This window comes from Mesorhizobium sp. WSM4312 (assembly GCF_002294875.1).
Classification (GTDB): Bacteria; Pseudomonadota; Alphaproteobacteria; order Rhizobiales; family Rhizobiaceae; genus Mesorhizobium.
In genome coordinates this window covers 177,649-194,724 of the sequence record NZ_NSFU01000012.1, presented here as the reverse complement: position 1 = coordinate 194,724, position 17,076 = coordinate 177,649, and the positions used below count along the sequence as shown (strand labels likewise).

The 17,076-nt window shown below is 63.6% G+C and carries 16 protein-coding genes; 12 read left to right on the top strand and 4 right to left on the bottom strand.

The window, feature by feature from the left end:
• The first annotated feature begins 53 nt into the window (after window positions 1-53).
• The 3 genes from CK228_RS21695 to CK228_RS21685 are packed head-to-tail and all read left to right on the top strand — an operon-like array spanning window position 54 to window position 4,809.
• Window positions 54-686, top strand: a complete 633-nt coding sequence (locus tag CK228_RS21695; RefSeq protein ID WP_095773666.1) for an FMN-dependent NADH-azoreductase — start codon at window positions 54-56, stop codon at window positions 684-686.
• Between the two features lie 44 nt (window positions 687-730).
• Entirely contained in the window at window positions 731-2,236 is a 1,506-nt protein-coding gene (locus CK228_RS21690; RefSeq protein WP_245438085.1) for a 3' terminal RNA ribose 2'-O-methyltransferase Hen1, read from the top strand.
• Complete coding sequence (locus tag CK228_RS21685; protein WP_095789159.1) at window positions 2,233-4,809, top strand: polynucleotide kinase-phosphatase; 2,577 nt, start codon at window positions 2,233-2,235, stop codon at window positions 4,807-4,809. Before CK228_RS21690 ends, CK228_RS21685 begins: the two co-directional genes overlap by 4 nt.
• 6 nt (window positions 4,810-4,815) lie before the next feature.
• On the opposite strand, the gene CK228_RS21680 is transcribed toward CK228_RS21685, so the two are convergent.
• Both CK228_RS21680 and CK228_RS21675 read right to left on the bottom strand, forming a co-directional pair.
• Window positions 4,816-5,115: an AzlD family protein gene (locus CK228_RS21680; protein ID WP_095789158.1), complete on the bottom strand. Its 300-nt coding sequence runs from the start codon at window positions 5,113-5,115 to the stop codon at window positions 4,816-4,818.
• Entirely contained in the window at window positions 5,112-5,846 is a 735-nt protein-coding gene (locus CK228_RS21675) for an AzlC family ABC transporter permease (RefSeq protein WP_095789157.1), read from the bottom strand. The genes CK228_RS21680 and CK228_RS21675 overlap by 4 nt, the downstream gene beginning before the upstream one ends.
• Window positions 5,847-6,017: 171 nt before the next feature.
• Here CK228_RS21675 and CK228_RS21670 point away from each other — a divergent pair, with 171 nt between their 5' ends.
• Complete coding sequence (locus tag CK228_RS21670; RefSeq protein WP_095773733.1) at window positions 6,018-6,476, top strand: Lrp/AsnC family transcriptional regulator; 459 nt, start codon at window positions 6,018-6,020, stop codon at window positions 6,474-6,476.
• A gap of 144 nt (window positions 6,477-6,620) precedes the next feature.
• Window positions 6,621-7,823: an MFS transporter gene (locus CK228_RS21665; protein ID WP_095789156.1), complete on the top strand. Its 1,203-nt coding sequence runs from the start codon at window positions 6,621-6,623 to the stop codon at window positions 7,821-7,823.
• A 262-nt stretch (window positions 7,824-8,085) separates the two neighbouring features.
• Here CK228_RS21665 and CK228_RS21660 read toward each other — a convergent pair whose 3' ends face one another.
• Window positions 8,086-9,555: a PLP-dependent aminotransferase family protein gene (locus tag CK228_RS21660; RefSeq protein WP_095789155.1), complete on the bottom strand. Its 1,470-nt coding sequence runs from the start codon at window positions 9,553-9,555 to the stop codon at window positions 8,086-8,088.
• Between the two features lie 97 nt (window positions 9,556-9,652).
• On the opposite strand from CK228_RS21660, the gene CK228_RS21655 reads away from it, so the two are divergent.
• The 6 genes from CK228_RS21655 (at window position 9,653) to CK228_RS21630 (ending at window position 15,026) form a co-directional block, all read left to right on the top strand.
• Window positions 9,653-10,771 carry a Gfo/Idh/MocA family oxidoreductase gene (locus CK228_RS21655; RefSeq protein ID WP_095773661.1) on the top strand — a complete coding sequence of 373 codons (1,119 nt, stop codon included), beginning with the start codon at window positions 9,653-9,655 and terminating at the stop codon, window positions 10,769-10,771.
• On the top strand, window positions 10,768-11,667 hold the full coding sequence (gene iolE, locus CK228_RS21650) for a myo-inosose-2 dehydratase (protein WP_095773660.1): 900 nt from the start codon (window positions 10,768-10,770) through the stop codon (window positions 11,665-11,667). The genes CK228_RS21655 and iolE overlap by 4 nt, the downstream gene beginning before the upstream one ends.
• A gap of 114 nt (window positions 11,668-11,781) precedes the next feature.
• The gene (locus CK228_RS21645; RefSeq protein ID WP_095773659.1) at window positions 11,782-12,738 is read left to right on the top strand and encodes a sugar ABC transporter substrate-binding protein; all 957 of its coding nucleotides are present in this window, start codon (window positions 11,782-11,784) and stop codon (window positions 12,736-12,738) included.
• 53 nt (window positions 12,739-12,791) lie between these two features.
• Window positions 12,792-13,889 (top strand): ABC transporter permease, encoded by a 1,098-nt coding sequence (locus tag CK228_RS21640; protein WP_095789154.1) that lies wholly within the window; start codon window positions 12,792-12,794, stop codon window positions 13,887-13,889.
• Complete coding sequence (locus CK228_RS21635) at window positions 13,889-14,683, top strand: ATP-binding cassette domain-containing protein (protein WP_095773657.1); 795 nt, start codon at window positions 13,889-13,891, stop codon at window positions 14,681-14,683. The genes CK228_RS21640 and CK228_RS21635 overlap by 1 nt, the downstream gene beginning before the upstream one ends.
• A gap of 112 nt (window positions 14,684-14,795) precedes the next feature.
• On the top strand, window positions 14,796-15,026 hold the full coding sequence (locus CK228_RS21630) for a hypothetical protein (RefSeq protein WP_095773656.1): 231 nt from the start codon (window positions 14,796-14,798) through the stop codon (window positions 15,024-15,026).
• Between the two features lie 93 nt (window positions 15,027-15,119).
• Here CK228_RS21630 and CK228_RS21625 read toward each other — a convergent pair whose 3' ends face one another.
• Window positions 15,120-16,010, bottom strand: a complete 891-nt coding sequence (locus tag CK228_RS21625; RefSeq protein WP_095789153.1) for an NmrA/HSCARG family protein — start codon at window positions 16,008-16,010, stop codon at window positions 15,120-15,122.
• A gap of 103 nt (window positions 16,011-16,113) precedes the next feature.
• On the opposite strand from CK228_RS21625, the gene CK228_RS21620 reads away from it, so the two are divergent.
• Window positions 16,114-17,004: a LysR family transcriptional regulator gene (locus CK228_RS21620; protein WP_095789152.1), complete on the top strand. Its 891-nt coding sequence runs from the start codon at window positions 16,114-16,116 to the stop codon at window positions 17,002-17,004.
• Window positions 17,005-17,076 lie beyond the last annotated feature (72 nt).

Below are 17,076 nucleotides of genomic sequence, written 5' to 3'. Positions count from 1 at the left end.
GGATGGATATCCCATATCTAGCGGGACAATTCATTCCACTGGAGAGACCCGCCATGTCCATTCTTCTCGTTACCTCAAGCCCGCGCGGCGCTGCCTCGCACTCGACCCGCATCGCCACCGAATTCGCCGAAAAGCTCCTCGCCGCCGATCCGTCGAACACGCTTGTCGTGCGCGACCTCGTCGCCAACCCGCTGCCGCATATCGATGCCGACTATTCGACCGGCATCTACACGCCGGCCGAAGCGCGCACCCCGCGCCAGGCTGAAGTCGTCGGCGTCTCCGATGTCGTGCTCGACGAGTTGTTTGCCGCCGACACGGTGATCCTCGCCACCGGCTTCATCAACTTCAACATCTCCTCGACGCTGAAGTCCTGGGTCGACCACATCGCCCGCTCCGGCCGCAGCTTTGCCTATGGCGAGAACGGCCCCAAGGGGCTCGTCACCGGTAAGAAGGTCTATATCGTACTGGCTTCGGGCGGCATCTATTCGGAAGGTGCGGCCGTGCAGTTCGATCACGCCATTCCCTATCTGCGCGGCGTGCTCGGCTTCCTCGGCATGACCGACGTCGACGTCATCCGCATCGAAGGCGTCGGCATGGGCCCCGACGCGGTCACCGCGGCGCTCGCCAAGGCGACCGCCAAGGTCGACGCCGTGGTCGCCAGCCAGCAGGCCGCCGCTGCCGCGTAAGGCGCCTCGATCATCCACCCGAATTAAAAAAGGCAGGCACCTCGGTGCCTGCCTTTTTGCTTGGCAAGCGGCGCAACAGGTTGCGTATGGAAAATGGATGTATTGCGTTGGATAGATTGCCGCGCAACGCCATTGGTTATTCTGCTTGTCTGCGTTATCGGTCGCTGATGTTCCTTTCCGTCGCCACAACGCATCGTCCAGCCACAGATCTCGGCTTCTTGCTGCACAAGCATCCCGAACGTCTGCATGAGACTGACCTGTCCTTCGGCAAGGCTTGGCTGTTCTATCCGGAAGCGACCGATGAGCGTTGCGAGGCTGTGCTTCTGCTGGACGTCGACCCGATAGGGCTCGTGCGGGGCAAGGGTCAGGCGGAAGGCTTGCTGGACCAGTATGTAAACGATCGGCCGTATGCGGCATCGTCCTTCCTGTCGGTGGCATTGAACAAGGTGCTGCGGACCGCGATGACTGGCATATCAAAGGAGCGCCAGCAACTGGCCGACAGCGACCTGCCGCTCGAAGCCGTGGTGACCCCGCTGCCGATGCGCGGCGGTGAGGCTCTGGTTCGAGATCTGTTCGAACCTCTGGGATGGGCCGTCGACCTGACGCCGATCGAAAATATAGGATCTGGAACTGGCGAGCCACGATACGGTCGCCTGAGGCTGACTGGCACTGGCCGGCTAAGCAGCCTTCTCAACCACCTCTACGTCCTGATCCCGGTGATGGACGACGCCAAGCACTACTGGGTTGGCGAGGCCGAGATCGACAAGCTTCTGTCCAAGGGCGAAGGCTGGCTGGAGAACCATCCGGCCAAAGACCTGATCGTGCGTCGTTATCTGCGCAACCGGCGTGCGTTGGCTCGTATCGCGCTCGAGCGTCTGGCCCCCGAGACGGTCGGTGAGGCCCTGCCTCCCGAAGCTCGGGCTGCGCCCGAGGAGGCGCTGGAGGCGCCCATCCGGCTGAATGATCTGCGCATGGATGCTGTGGTGCAAGCCATTCGAGCAACCGGCGCGACCAGTGTTGCGGATCTGGGATGCGGCGAAGGCAAGCTGCTGTATCGGCTCGTGCGCGAGCGATGGGTCCACAGGCTGTTCGGACTCGACCCCGCAGTCCGCGAACTGGAATGGGCTGCCAAGCGCCTCAAGCTGAACGAGTTCGGCGGGCCGCCCGAAGGTCGTGTCACGCTGCTGCATGGATCGCTGACATATCGCGACAGCCGCTGGGCTGAAGCTGACGTCGCCGTGCTGGTCGAGGTCATCGAACATCTCGACGAAGACAGGCTGCCTCTGATTGAACGTGTGGTCTTCGGCGAGACAGCGCCCAAATCCGTGATAGTGACCACGCCGAACGCTGACTACAACGCTTTGTTCCCCAATCTGGCCCCTGGCGCCTTTCGCCATCCGGATCATCGTTTCGAATGGAGCCGGGTTCGGTTTGAAGCCTGGGCGGCTAAGATCGGCGAGACCTATGACTATGATGCTGCCTTCAGTGGCATCGGAGCCGTGGACCCCGTGCTTGGCGCGCCGACACAGATGGCGGTGTTCACCCGATGAGAGAGCCCGATAAGACCGACCTCACCATCCCTGACTTCGCTCTCGTCGTGCTGATCGGCTCGACCGGATCAGGCAAGTCGACCTTCGCCGCCAGGCACTTCCTGCCGACCGAAATCATCTCCTCGGATCGCTGCCGCGCACTCGTCTGCGACAACGAGACTGATCAGGACGTGTCGGCCGACGCCTTCGATCTAGTGCGCGAGATCGCCGGCAAACGGCTCAAGCATCGCAAGCTGGCGGTCATCGACGCCACCAATGTGCGAGCCGCGGACCGCAAGGCCTGGGTTGAACTGGCGCGAAAATGGCACGCTTTGCCGATCGCTCTGGTCATCGATCCAGGCGTCGATGTCTGCGTCGCGCGCAACGCGTTGCGGCCCGACCGGCCATTCGGCGCTGGCGTGGTCCAGCGCATGACGACCGAAATCCGCAAGGGCCTCGGCGGCCTGCAACGCGAAGGTTTCCGTCAGGTCTGGAAACTTACTAGCGAGGCCGGTATCGACGCGGCCAAGGTCTCGCGCCAGCCATTGTGGACCGACAAGCGCGGCGACCATGGTCCGTTCGACATCATAGGCGACATCCACGGCTGCGCCGATGAACTTCAGGCCCTGCTTGAGCAACTCGGTTACAGCGTCGCCTGGTCCGAGGATCATGGCGAACGAACCGTTACTGTGACGCCGCCGGAAGGTCGCAAGATCGTCTTTGTCGGCGACCTCGTCGATCGCGGTCCCAACGTGCCCGACGCCTTGCGCATCGCCATGAGCATGGTCGCGGCCGGAATCGCCTATTGTGTCCAGGGCAATCACGAACGCAAGCTCAGCCGCTGGTTGGAGGGCCGCAAGGTTACGATCGCCCACGGGCTGCAACAAACCATCGACCAGTTGGACGCTCAGGATCGCGGCCTGCGAGAGGCTTTGCCGGCCTTCCTCGACAGCCTGCGCAGCCACGTCTGGTTGGACGAGGGCCGCCTCGCCGTTGCCCATGCCGGTCTTAAGGAAGACATGATCGGGCGCGGCTCCGGCGCTGTGCGTGAGTTCGCCCTCTATGGCGAAACCACGGGCGAAATAGACGAATTCGGCCTCCCCGTCCGGGCCGACTGGGCAGCGGCCTATCGCGGCAAGACGAGCTTGGTCTATGGACATACGCCAGTGCTGTCGGCCGAATGGGTCAACAACACCCTCTGTATCGACACCGGGTGCGTGTTCGGCGGCAAACTGACGGCATTGCGCTGGCCGGAACGCGAACTGGTCGACGTCCCGGCAACCCAGATCTGGTCCGAACCAGTGCGTCCGCTCGGTGGATCCGGCCTCGGCAAATCGGCACAGGCCGATGCCGACGGCGTGCTCGACTATGAGGATGTCTCCGGGCGCCGCTGGATCGAGACCGAACTAAGGGGCCGGGTCGTCGTGGCCGAGGAGAACGCGTCGGCTGCACTCGAGGTGATGAGCCGCTTTGCGCTATCGCCGCAGTGGCTGGTATATCTGCCGCCCACGATGTCGCCATCCGAGACCTGCAGCCAAGGCGGCTGGCTGGAGCGTCCGGAGGAAGCCTTCGCTCACTTCCGTGAGCGTGGCGTCGCCCAAACAGTGTGCCAGGAGAAGCACATGGGTTCGCGGGCAGTCATCGCGCTGTGCAGAAACGCGCTGACGGCGCGCGGCCGGTTCGGGGTCCCGGGCGACGAGACCGGCGCGATCTGGACCAGGACCGGGCGATCCTTTTTCAACGACAGCGGCATGACGGAGGCTATGCTTGCCCGCCTGCGCGCCAGCGTCGACGCTGCCGGTCTGTGGAAGGAATTGAACAGCGACTGGCTGCTGCTGGATGCTGAGATCATGCCGTGGTCGGCCAAGGCAAGCAGCCTTATCGAAAGCCAGTATGCCCCGGTGGCGACGTCTGCGGCCGCAGGCCTCCAGGCCAGCCGTGAGGCGCTTGCCCGAGCGATGGCGCGTGAAGTCGATGCGGCCGCGCTTGACGCGCGCCTTGAGGACCGGGCCGCGCGCGCGGCCAGATACGCCACCGCCTGGGCGCCTTACGTCTGGCCGGTCTCGGGCATAGAGGACCTGAAGGTTGCGCCGTTCCACCTGCTCGCCAGTGAGGGGCGTGTCTGGTTCGACCAGGATCATTTCTGGCACATGACGCTTGCAGATCGCCTGGCTGCCGGCGATGGCGCGGTAACGCGAACACAATGGCGGGTGGTCGATCTGGCCGACGCCGCCGCATGTGCGGAGGCTGTCGTCTGGTGGGAGACGCTGACCGGCTCAGGTGGCGAAGGCATGGTGGTGAAGCCGCGCGACTTCGTCAGTCGGAACAAGAATGGGATTATCCAGCCGGCGCTGAAAGTGCGCGGCCCGGAGTATCTGCGCATGATCTATGGTCCCGAATACGACGCGCCGGACAATCTCGTGCGCCTGCGGGAACGAGGCTTAAGCGGCAAGCGTAGCCTGGCGCTCCGGGAGTTCGCGCTCGGGCACGAGGCGCTCAAGCGCTTTGTCGCCAGGCAGCCGTTGCGGCGTGTTCACGAGTGTGTTTTCGGCGTCCTGGCGCTGGAGAGCGAGCCAATCGATCCAAGGCTGTAATCTGGACTACCCGATGAAATGCCTCAGCAGCCCCGCCGCAGCGACGCCGATCAGCACGGTCGGGAGCATGGAAAGCCGCGTCGCCGCGATGAAGGTGATGGCCAGCGCCAGAAGGTCGGCGGGATTGCGCGACACGAAGGCCGGCGCGATGACCGAGATCAGCACGCAACCGGGCGCCGCCTCCATCACCGCGGTCGCACGCGCGCTGAGCACGCGGTTGCGCAGCATCACATAGCCGCCGATCCGCGTGAGATAGGTGACGCCGGCCATCAGCACGATGGTGACAAGGGTTGTGATGTCGATCATGCGTCACCTGCCATCAGCCAGGCAGCAAGCAGCCCCGACACAGCTCCCGCCGCGACATACCAGGCGCCGGGAATGAAGAGATAGACAAGGGCCGCGACGACCAGGCTGACCAGCCAGGGCCGTGCCGCCGCCACGCTTTTCCACATGCCGCGCATCAGCACCAGGAAGACAGCCGGAAACGCCATGTCGAAACCATAGGTCTCGACATGACCGAGCATCGGGCCGAGCAAGGCGCCGAGCGTGGTGAAGGAAGCCCAGGTCAGGTACATCGCCAATGCCGCGCCCATATAGTAGCGCGGGCTGAAGGCCGGCGTGATATCAGCCGCGGCACGCTGTTTGGCGTCGGCCAAGCCCAGCGCCCAGCTTTCGTCGCACAGTAGGAAAAGTGCTGGAAACGCCTTGCGCCGCGGCAGATCGCGCAGGAATGGCGCAAGGGCAGCTCCCATCAGCAGATGGCGGCTGTTGACCAGGAAGGTGATGGCGACGATGAGCAGGATATGCGGCGGCGACGTCCACAACTGGATCGCCGCGAATTCCGAGCCGCCGGCGAAGTTCAGCCCCGTCATCATGGACAGTTCGAGCGCGTTCAAACCTTTCTGGGCCGCCTGGGCGCCAAGCACCAGCGCATAGGGGATGGTGCCCAACAGCACCGGCGCGCAGGACGCCACGCCCCGGCGGAACTCGGATCGCGAGCCGTCGCCCGCCGCTTCGACTGCCTGTGAAATGCTTATGCTCCGCCGCCGGCCGGCCTCGCGGCCAGCGCTTCCCTCGGTTTTGAACTCTCATGATACCGGCGGCAAACATACCCACACTTCTCGGCAATTTGGTTGCGAAGATTGTTGCATTCTCTCCATTTTTGGCACTGATTGTCACAAATATCCGATAAAATGGAATCCAGAGCCATGACGCTCGACGACATCGACAAGCGCATCCTGCGGGCACTGCAACGTAACGGCCGCATGGCCAACAACGATTTGGCCAACGAGGTCGGCCTGTCACCCTCGCCTTGCCTGCGGCGCGTCAAGCTCCTGGAGGAGGCCGGCGTCATCGACCGCTATGTCGCCGTGCTCAACCCGGCCAGCATCGGCAAGGGCCTCACCTTCTTCACCCGCATCTGGCTGAAGACGCAGGACGAGGACACGGTCCAGCACTTCGCCAGCGAAGTGGCCAAGCTGCCCCAGGTCATGGAGTGCTACCTGATGCTCGGCGACTGCGATGCCCTGGTGCGCGTGGTGGCGGCCGACGTCAACGACTATCGCCGCTTCCAGTCGGAGCATCTGAGCCGCATCAAGGGCGTCCAGAACGTCAAGACCGACGTGCCGAGCTGGACGATCAAGTACACGTCGGAACTGCCGATCTGACCGGTGCCACAGAGCGGCCCGGATGCCTGGTGCAGCGTTTCGGACTGGATAAAAAATGCAACCGGATTGTAGGATCGGTTTCGGTGCCATCGTCCTTCGGACGCAAGCAGCGCTGGGCGCTGCCCTCTGGCATGGGAGATTTGCATGAACCTTTCCTATCGTTGGGTCATCGTCGCCGCTGGTGCGCTGATGTCCTGTGTCGCCATCGGGACGATGTTTTCGCTGGCGATTTTCCTCGAACCGATGGCGATCGACACGCAGTGGTCGCGCGCCGGCATTTCGAGCGCCATGACGCTCAACTTCCTGGTCATGGGCCTTGGCGGCTTCGCCTGGGGCGCGCTGTCCGACCGCTTCGGCGCCCGCATCGTCGTGGCGATCGGTGCCGTGCTGCTCGGCCTGGCACTTGTGGTGGCGAGCCGCGCCGGCTCGCTGCTGACCTTCCAGATCAGCTATGGTGTCCTCGTCGGGCTTGCCGCCAGCGCCTTCTTCGCGCCGATGATCGCGCTGACCACGGCCTGGTTCGACACCAACCGCGGCCTTGCGGTTTCACTGGTCTCGGCCGGCATGGGCGTCGCCCCGATGACGATCTCGCCTTTCGCCCGCTGGCTGATCTCGGCCTATGAATGGCGCACCGCCATGTTCGACATCGGCATCATGGCCTGGGTGCTGCTGCTGCCGGCGGTGCTTCTGGTGCGCCAGCCGCCAAAGCCCGCTGTGGCGGATGTCGGTTCCGCGCCTGTTGCCGAAGGGGCTGGCATGAGCGTGGGCCAAGCGCTGCGCTCGCCGCAATTCATCGTGCTCGGGCTGACCTTTTTCGCCTGTTGTGCCGCCCATTCCGGGCCGATCTTCCATATGGTCAGCTACGCCATGCTGTGCGGCGTCGCCCCCATGGCGGCGGTGACGATCTACAGCGTCGAGGGCCTCGCCGGCTTGGGCGGCCGGCTTCTCTACGGCGTGCTGGCCGACCGGCTCGGCGTCAAGCCGGTGCTGATCGCGGGTCTGGTGATCCAGGCGATCGTCATTGCCGGCTATCTCTCGGTCAGCCAGCTCGACCAGTTCTATGTGCTGGCCGTCATCTTCGGCGCCACCTATGGCGGCGTCATGCCGCTCTATGCCGTGCTGGCGCGCGAATATTTCGGCCAGCGCATCCTCGGTACCGTGTTCGGCGCCGCCACCATGCTGTCCAGCCTCGGCATGGCGCTCGGCCCGCTCGCCGGCGGCATGGTCTTCGATGCCTATGCCAGCTACCACTGGCTGTTCATCGGCTCGGCCCTTATCGGCCTGGGCGCCGCCGGCATAGCGATCGCCTTCCCGCCGCTGCCGCGCAGGCAGTTGCAGATGGCCTGAAGCGGAGACGGGCGCTGGTGATAACCCATCGGCGCCCGCCTTCGTCGAAGCCCGGGTTCCTTGCCGTGTGGGAAGCGCGCGGCGTGCAGCGCCGCGCCGAGCGTAACAAAACCCGGGCCGTGGCGGCATTCGAGCAAGCAGCCACGCGCTTCGCCGCACTTGGCAGGCCGATCGACGAGGTGCGCTGTCGGCCACGGATGGCCGATCTGGGCAAGCGCCACCCACCAGCACGAGCCAGGCTTAAACGAATAATCCCAGTTGCTTACCCGGGATCATTCATTCGCGAAAAATGGCTTTGCATCACGGTGCGAAACTTCTGCATCGTCCTTTCGGTCGTCTGCGCATCGGCGGCCGCGAAGCCCATGACAAGGCCGTTCTGCTGCGTGCCGTGGCGGTACTGGATCGACAGGGCCGACACGTTGATGCCTTGCTGGAGCGCCGCCTCGGCAACTGTCCTGTCGCTGCATCTGTCGCGGAAAATGCCGACGACCTGGATGCCGGATTCGGTCGCATGGAAATCCAGCCATTCCCCGAGGTGCCGTTGAGCGCTTTCCAGGAAGAACTGCCGTCTCTCCGCGTAGAGCCGCCGCATGCGCCTGAGATGGCGGGTGAAATGCCCCTCATTCATGAAGTCCGCCAGCGCGGCCTGGGTCAGCAAGGGGGCGAACTGGCCGCTCACGCTCAGCGCCGAGACGATCGTATGGTCGATCGCCTTGGGCGCCACCATGAAGCCCAGCCGCATGGCCGGGAAAAGGATCTTGGCGAAAGTGCCGACATAGACCACGCGGTTCGACGCGCCGATGCCCTGCAGTGCCGGAATGGGCTGGCCCTGGAACCGGTATTCGCCGTCATAGTCGTCCTCGATGATCCACGAACGCCAGGTCTCGGCCATGTGCAGCAGATTGAGCCGCTGTTCCATCGGCATGGTTATGCCGAGCGGGTGATGGCAGGAGGGCGTCACGAAGATCATGCGGGGCACGACATCGGGCGGACCGAGATCCCAGCCCGCATTGCTGACGCGCAGCGGCGCCAGGTTCGCGCCGGCCGAGACGAATGCCGAGCCGGCGCCGTAATAGCCAGGCTCCTCCATCCACACCGTGTCGCCGTCATCGATCAGCAGCCGGGCCAGGAGATCGAACGCCGACTGCGCGCCATTGGTCACGACGATCTGCTCGGCGGTGCACTTCACCCCGCGCGAGGCGGTGAGATAGCGCGCTATGGCCTCGCAAAGCGGCGGATAGCCTTTGACGTGATAGGTGCCGAAAAGATCGATATGGGCGAATTTTGCGCGACGGCTGAGCAGTTTCGACCAGGTGTTGAACGGAAAATTGTCCGGGTCCGGCATGCCGGGATGGAAGGCAAGCATACCCGGCCGGCCATGATGATAGGGTTGGGCAAGCATGGTCTGGCCGCGCCGCGATAGCGGATTGGCGTCCTCGACCGACATTTGTTCGGCAACTGCCGAACGCGACGGCAGATCCATCACCACCGAGGGTCGGCGCGGACGTATCGCCAGATAACCCTCCAGCGCCAGCTGGTCGCAAGCGGCAATCACCGTGTTGCGTCCGACATTCAGATCCCGCGCCATGACCCGTGTCGAGGGCAGTGCGTGCCCGCTCGGCAGCACGCGCCGTTCGATCAGGCCGCGCAACTGGACATAGAGCTGCCGGTGCAGATTGGCGGGACTGTCGCGATCCAGGGCGATGCCGTCGACGGGAAAGCTGGTCTTCATCTGGTTCCCAAAAATCAATGGAATCTGGTTCTAACAATGGAACCAAAGGAAGCCTACCCTCAAGAAAAAAGCGTTCGGGTTCAGATGGGGCTGGCCGATGCAGTGCATAAGGGTGGGAGTGATCGGGGCGGGCGGCGTCGCCCAGGTCGAGCACATTCCGAACCTGCTCAAGCTGCACCGGCAGTTCAAGATCCTTGGCGTCTACGATCCGTCGCGAAAAGTCCGCGCTTTCGTCGCAGAGGAATTCGGCCTCGAAACATTTTCCGATCTCGACGCGCTGCTCGCCATGCCGCTTGACGCCGTGGTCATCGCTTCGCCGGATGCGCTGCACCGCGAACAGAGCCTCGCCGCCTTTGCCAGGGGCCTGCATGTCTTCTGCGAAAAGCCGCTTTGCTATGGCGCGCAGGACATCGACGAACTGATTGCCGCCAGGGATCGCGCCGGAAAGGTGCTCCAGGTCGGCTACATGAAGCGTTTCGACCCGAGCTACGAGGCGGCGCTGAACTTGCTGCCCGGTACGGCGCGGACGCTTCGCTACATTTCGGTCGAGGTCAACGATCCCGACGCCTGGCCCTTCATCCGGCACGCCTCCACTTGCCGAGGTGACGACGTCGCGGCGGAACTGATTGCCTCGACCGAAGCCAGGCAGCGCGAGCAGGTCGACCGCGCGGTGCCCGGGATCGACGATCCCGAGGCCTTTCGGGGCTTTGTCGGCGCCTATTCTTCGTCGATCGTCCATGATGTGAACGCCGTCCACGGCTTGCTCGATGCGCTCGGCGTCGCCGACGGTGAAATTGTCGGCGCCTCGTTCTTCGCCAAAGGCGAAGGCGGCCAGGGCGCGGTGCGGCTGCTCGATGGCCAGGCCCTGTGGACCATGGTCCATGTCGCCACGCCGGGGCTGCCCGACTACCGCGAGCGCATCACGCTCCATTTCGATGATGCCTCCCTCGAGCTGGAATTTCCCTCGCCCTATCTCAACCACCAGCCGACGCGGCTGACCATCCGCGGCGCCGACGGCCACACGCTTTCCAGCCGCGACATCCGCAGCGGCTATGAAGAGGCTTTCGTCGAGGAGTTGAAGGGCTTCTGGTCGGCGATCGTCGAAGGCTCAACCGTGCGCAACACTGCCGAGCAGGCGCGCCGCGACATGACGCTGCTGGCTGGGCTGACCCGCCACCACCTTGCCCAATCGAAGCAATCAGGAGCTCGCCCGTGACGGTTCGCATCGGCATCAATCCGATCACCTGGACCAATGACGACGTGCCGGAACTCGGCGGCGATACGCCGCTTGAAGTCTGCCTCAGCGAAACCAGGCAGGCCGGCTACGCCGGCACCGAACTCGGCGGCAAGTTTCCGCGCCGGTCGGCCGAGCTCAGGCCGATCATGGACCGCTATGGCCTCGCGGTGATTTCCGGCTGGTATGATGGCCGCTGCGACGAGAAGGATATTGGCGCCGAGATGGATGCGATCACGCCGCATCTCCAGCTCTTGAAGGATATGGGCTCGACCCATGTCGTCTATGCCGACACCTCGCGCGGGCGCCACAACGCCATCTGGGGACCGATCTCTCAACGCCCGGCCCTGAGCCCGGAAGAATGGCCGGCCTATGGCCGCAAGCTCACGGCACTCGCCGAAAGAATGGCGGAGTTCGGCGTGCGCATGGCCTTTCATCACCATATGGGGACCATCGTCGAGACCGATGCCGAGGTTGGCCTGCTGATGCGGCATACCGGCGAAGCGGTCGGCCTGCTTTACGACACCGGCCATTCGATATTTTCGGGCGGCGACCCGCTCGCCTTGATCAAGGCGCAGGTCAAACGCGTCGTGCATGTGCACTGCAAGGACGCCCGCAAGACTGTGCTCGAGCGTGCCCGCGCCGAGGACATGAGTTTCATGGGCGCGGTCATGGACGGGATCTTCACCGTGCCCGGCGACGGCTTCATCGACTATCCCGCCATTCTGCGCGTGCTGGCCGACAATGGTTACAGCGGCTGGCTGGTCGTCGAGGCCGAGCAGGACCCCAACAAGGCCAATCCGCTGACCTATGCGACGATGGGATTCAAGAACCTGTCGCGCATGGCGAAAGAGGTTGGATTTACCGTCATGGAGTGATCGAGGCCACTATTCGGCCTCCAGGAAACCAGTGCTGAGGAATGAAACTGGAATGAAGGGGCAACTGGACTGCCGACCGTAATTGCGGCGGCGGAAAACAAACAGGAGGTTGTTATGTTTTCGCTTGCGAAATTAATAAAGCCCGCGCTCGGCCTGCTGGCCGGCTTCACGATGATGGCGGCGGCCACGACCCTTGCGGCCGCCGACGAAACGCGGGTGGTGTTCGTCACCCACGGCCAGAGCGGCGACCCCTACTGGTCGGTCGTCAAGAACGGCATGGACGATGCCGCCAAGACGCTCGGCGTCAAGGCCGAATATCTGGCGCCCGAAACCTTCGACATGGCTAAGATGGGGCAGATGATCGACGCCATCGCGGCCTCGAAGCCCGACGGCATGGTTGTTTCGATCCCCGATGCGGCCGCCCTTACAACTCCGGTCAAGAACGCCGTCGCCGCCGGCATCCCGGTGATCGTCATCGATTCCGGCGGCTCGAAACTCACCCATGACCTTGGCGGCCTGCTGTTCATGGGGCAGGATGAATTCCAGGCGGGCGTCATGGCCGGCGAGCGCATCAAGGCGCTCGGCCTCACCAAGGCGGTCTGCGCCAACCACGAGGTCGGCAATTCGAGCCTCGACGACCGCTGCGCCGGCTTCGCCAAGGGTCTGGGCGTCGACGTGCCGGTGATGAACGGCGTCATCGACCCGACCGAAATGAAGAACCGCGTGATCGCCTACATGACCGCTCATGCCGATACACAGTTCATCCTCGCCGTCGGTGCCAGCGGTGCCGAACCGACGCTGGCCGCGCTTGATGAATTGGGCCTCTCGGGCAAGGTGAAGACCGGCACATTCGACCTCTCGCCCACGATCCTGCAGGCCGTCGTCGGCGGCAAGATGGAATGGGGCATCGACGCCCAGCAATACGCCATGGGCTACATCCCGGTCGCGATGTTCGATCTCTGGAAGAAGTACAAGATCATGCCGATCGCCGACTATCCGACCGGCCCAGGCTTCGTCACCAAGGATACTGCCGCCTCGGTCATCGAGCTGTCGAAACAAGGCAAGCGCTAACACAGGCGGCCGGGGCCACGCCCCGGCCGCTACACTCTTGAGGGCAAGCAGCCATGGTTTCAGAGATTCGCGACGAGCGGGTCCGGTCCGTCTCACGCCTCAGCCGCCTGCTAAGCAGGCCGGAGCTTGGCGCGGCCGCCGGCACCGTGCTGGTCTTCGTGTTCTTCGCCATCACGGCGGGAAGCACGGGGCTTTTCAGCGCCAAGGGCATCGTCAACTTCCTCGAAGTCTCGGCCCAGCTTGGCATTCTCGCCGCACCCGTGGCCCTGCTGATGATTGCCGGCGAGTTCGATCTGTCGGTCGGCTCGATGATCGGCTTTGCCGGCATCCTCATCGCCATCCCTGCCGTGTTCTGGGGATGGCCGATCTGGCTTTCGCTGCTGTTCACCTTTGCCGTCTGCGGCGGCATTGGCGCGCTGAACGGGCTCGCCGTCGTCAGGACCGGCCTGCCTTCCTTCATCGTGACGCTCGGCAGCCTGTTCATGCTGCGCGGCCTGACGCTCGGCCTCACGCGCGGCATTTCAGGGCGGACCCAGGTGTCGGGCGTGCACGAGCTGGCGCAGAACGATCCCCTCAACAGCCTGTTCTCTGGCCAGGTGTTCACCGGCCTGATTGCCTGGCTTTCCGACCTTGGCCTGATCGGCAAGCGGGCCGACGGAATGCCGTCGATATCAGGCATTCCGGTGTCGATCGTGTGGTGGATCGCGCTGACACTGGCCTGCACCTGGCTCTTGACGCGCAGCCGTTTCGGCAACTGGATTTTTGCAGCCGGCGGCGAAGCCAATGCCGCGCGCAATCTCGGCGTGCCGGTGGCGCGCACCAAGATCACGCTGTTCGTCATGACTGCGCTCGCGGCCGCCCTGTTCGCGGCGGTCCAGGTGCTGGTCACCGGCTCCGCCGACACGCTGCGCGGCACGCAGAAGGAATTCGAGGCCATCATCGCCGTCGTCATCGGCGGCACGCTGCTGACCGGCGGCTATGGATCGGCCATCGGCGCCATGTTCGGCGCCCTGATCTTCGGCGTGGTGCAGATGGGTATCTTCTACACCGGCATCGACACCGACTGGTTCAAGCTGTTCATGGGCGCCATGATGGTCATCGCGGTGCTGTTCAACAGCTATGTGCGCAACCGCGCCATGAGGAGCCGGTGATGGCCGAGCCCTATGTCGAACTGAAGTCGGTCAGCAAGTATTTCGGCTCGGTCGTGGCGCTGAAGGACGTGTCCTTCGATGTCTGCCCCGGCGAGGTGCATTGCCTGCTCGGCGACAATGGCGCCGGCAAGTCGACGCTGATCAAGACCCTGTCCGGCGTCTACTCGCCGGACGAGGGCGAAATCCGCGTCCAGGGCAAGCCCACAAGGTTCGCCTCGCCCGCCGATACGCGCGACAGCGGCATCGCGACCGTCTACCAGGATCTGGCGCTGGTGCCGCTGATGAGCGTGGCGCGCAACTTCTTCCTCGGGCGCGAGCCGATGCGCAAGTTCGGCCCGATCAGCCAGTTCGACGCCGAATTCGCCAACCGCACCGCCTACGACGAAATGTCGGCGATGGGCATCCAGCTGCGCGATCCCGAACAGCCGGTCGGCACGCTGTCGGGCGGCGAACGGCAATGCCTGGCCATAGCGCGCGCCGTCTATTTCGGCGCCAAGGTGCTGATCCTCGACGAGCCCACCTCGGCGTTGGGTGTCCACCAGGCATCCGTGGTGCTGAAGCTCATCGTGCAGTCCAAGGCGCGCGGCATCGGCGTCATCTTCATTTCCCATAACGTCCACCACGCCTATGTCGTCGGCGACCGCTTCACGCTGTTGAAGCGCGGCAGAAGCACCGGCACCTACGCCAAGGGCGAAATCACCCGCGACCAGCTGCTCAACCTGATGGCCGGCGGCAAGGAACTGGTGGACCTGGAACAGGAACTGACGAAGTCGGCCAGGAGCGGCCAGGCTTAGGCGCCGCGCTGATCGGATGCCTGTGGCTGACCAGTCTGGCCGGTACGCATCGGTATCGCGCAGCCGCGAATCTGTGCTAAGCCGCCGCCCAATCAACAAGAGGACGACAGCTGTGAGCGAACCGACCGTGGCCGAGGCGACCGAGAATATCTATGCATCGCTTCGGGCGGACAATGCCGACATCGACGCACATATCGCGACGCTCAAGGCCGCGCTGGCGCGCGAGGGGATGAAACAGGCGGTGTTCGATCCGACCAAGTTGGCGCAAAACAACCGCTCGGGCCGCAAGCTGATGCAGGCCTATTTTCGCCAGCGCGGCGTCAGTGTGAGTTTTTCGGATTAAGAGCCCCGAACGGAGCATTCGCCTCTCTCGCCTACCCCCGTGTAAGCTTGCTATTGTGCAGTCCGGCGATGACGCGTGCGCCGATTTTACTCCTCAGCTCGCCGCCGACTCTATCGCCCGCGAACCAGCGATCGCTGAGGCGAAGTCGCGATATGGGCGCAGTGGGCGGCCCAGAAGCGCAGTCAGGCGCTCGACGTCGCCGGCCTCGGGCCGCATCCCGTCGGTGAAGAAGCGCTCGCCCATCAAGCGCATGTCGTAGGCCATCCAGGCGGGCAAGAACTGCTTGAGATTTTGCTCAAAGCCCTCTGTATTGTCGCCGCCGTAGTGGATCGGGCGGGCAAGCACGTCTGACCAGATTGCGGCGATATCCGTCCCAGTCAGTGTCTGCGGACCGACGAGGTTGATCCGGTCGAGCGCAAGCGGCTCTGCGGACTGTTCGCGGCGCAGCAGCTCAAGGGCGGCGATCTCAGCGATATCACGCACGTCGATCATGGCAAGACCCTTGGCGCCGATCGGCATTGGGTAGGTGCCGTAGCCGGTGATAACGTCTTCGATCATCAGATCGTTCTGGATGAAGTAGGCCGGGCGCAAGATCGTAGCCTTGAAGTTCATCTGCTCGATCATTCGCTCAACGCCGAACTTGCCCGCGAAGTGCGGCACGTTCACATAGACGTCAGCGTGGATCACCGACAGATAGACGATGCGCTCGATGCCGGCCGATCGGGCGACGTTCAGTGCGATCAAAGCTTGGGTGAATTCGTCCGGCACCACGGCGTTCAAGAGGAAAAGAGTGGAAACGCCAGACATGGCTTTGCGCAGCGAATCGACATCGAGAAAGTCGCCTTGCACGACGGATACGCCTGCCGGGAAGCTGGCTTTCGACGGATCGCGGACGAGAGCACGGACATCGGCGCCGCGCTTGACGAGGTGTTCGACGACTTGGCGGCCAATATTGCCTGTGGCGCCGGTAACGAGAATGGTCATGAAATTTCTCCTGTTGGGTTGCTTGACACCTCCAATATGTGTGGCTCACTGAGAGCCCAATAGACGGAAACTCTAGACGCACCGTCTCACTGGTGGAACACCAATGGATCTTCTTGCGCTCGCCGATTTCAATCTCGTCGCCCGCCATGGTGGCTTCGGCAAAGCGGCAAGGGCCACCGGCCGGCCCAAGGCAACGCTGTCCCGGCGCGTTGGAGAGTTGGAAAGCAGTCTTGATCTGCGCCTGTTTGAACGGGGTGCGCGCAACCTGAAGCTCACTGAAGAAGGACGGGCGCTCTTCGAGCGGACGGGGGCGTTGCTTGCCGAACTGGACGAGACGGCTTCGGCGATTGCCTCGGGCGCTCAGAGACCCAAGGGGAGATTGCGGATCAGCGCACCTTTACATTTTTCGCAGACGGCAATGGGGAGGATCGCCGCGGGATTTGCCCTCAAGTATCCGGAGGTGAAGCTCGAGGTGACGACTGAGGACCGGCCTGTCGACATGATCGAGGAAGGCTACGACCTGGTAATCCGGGTCAATCCAGATCCCGACGAAAGCCTGGTCGGACGGGCGTTTCTCCGCGATCGTCTGGTTGTTGTGGCGAACCCCGACCTTCCTCGCACGACCGGTGAGCATGCCGCTCCTGGCGTTGCGCGCGGAGCAGGCGAACTGCAAACATGGCACGTGAAGACACCCGGTGGCCGGTCAACGATTACAATCGAGCCGGTCCTCGTTTTGTCAACGCTCATCATGGTCCGGGATGCCGTGCGAGCCGGCGTCGGTGCAGGACGTCTTCCCATTTCGTTGGTGAGCCACGACTTGGCTGACGGGACACTGGTGAATTGGGGGGATATTGACGGTCCCGAAATCTCGATTTGGACGCTCTACCCATCGCGCCGGCTGCTCAGCGCGCGAGTGTCGGCGTTCTTGGACTTTCTAAAACAGGCTTTCCCAAATGGGACGCCGGACGAACTGGCCGCCTACATTGGCAAGTGATGGCCGAAGCCGCTTTCGGGCGCCGACAGTCCTATGCAAAAAAACAACGGAAGCTGGAAGCGTCCCCCAATA

Excerpts from the sequence above, each read along its gene's own strand:
- CK228_RS21635 (WP_095773657.1), top strand. The coding sequence starts at position 13,889 with ATGGCCGAGCCCTATGTCGAACTGAAGTCGGTCAGCAAGTATTTCGGC.
- CK228_RS21680 (WP_095789158.1), bottom strand. The coding sequence starts at position 5,115 with ATGATCGACATCACAACCCTTGTCACCATCGTGCTGATGGCCGGCGTC.
- CK228_RS21695 (WP_095773666.1), top strand. The coding sequence starts at position 54 with ATGTCCATTCTTCTCGTTACCTCAAGCCCGCGCGGCGCTGCCTCGCAC.
- CK228_RS21655 (WP_095773661.1), top strand. The coding sequence starts at position 9,653 with ATGCAGTGCATAAGGGTGGGAGTGATCGGGGCGGGCGGCGTCGCCCAG.
- CK228_RS21665 (WP_095789156.1), top strand. The coding sequence starts at position 6,621 with ATGAACCTTTCCTATCGTTGGGTCATCGTCGCCGCTGGTGCGCTGATG.
- CK228_RS21660 (WP_095789155.1), bottom strand. The coding sequence starts at position 9,555 with ATGAAGACCAGCTTTCCCGTCGACGGCATCGCCCTGGATCGCGACAGT.
- CK228_RS21640 (WP_095789154.1), top strand. The coding sequence starts at position 12,792 with ATGGTTTCAGAGATTCGCGACGAGCGGGTCCGGTCCGTCTCACGCCTC.
- CK228_RS21685 (WP_095789159.1), top strand. The coding sequence starts at position 2,233 with ATGAGAGAGCCCGATAAGACCGACCTCACCATCCCTGACTTCGCTCTC.
- CK228_RS21645 (WP_095773659.1), top strand. The coding sequence starts at position 11,782 with ATGTTTTCGCTTGCGAAATTAATAAAGCCCGCGCTCGGCCTGCTGGCC.
- CK228_RS21620 (WP_095789152.1), top strand. The coding sequence starts at position 16,114 with ATGGATCTTCTTGCGCTCGCCGATTTCAATCTCGTCGCCCGCCATGGT.
- CK228_RS21670 (WP_095773733.1), top strand. The coding sequence starts at position 6,018 with ATGACGCTCGACGACATCGACAAGCGCATCCTGCGGGCACTGCAACGT.
- CK228_RS21625 (WP_095789153.1), bottom strand. The coding sequence starts at position 16,010 with ATGACCATTCTCGTTACCGGCGCCACAGGCAATATTGGCCGCCAAGTC.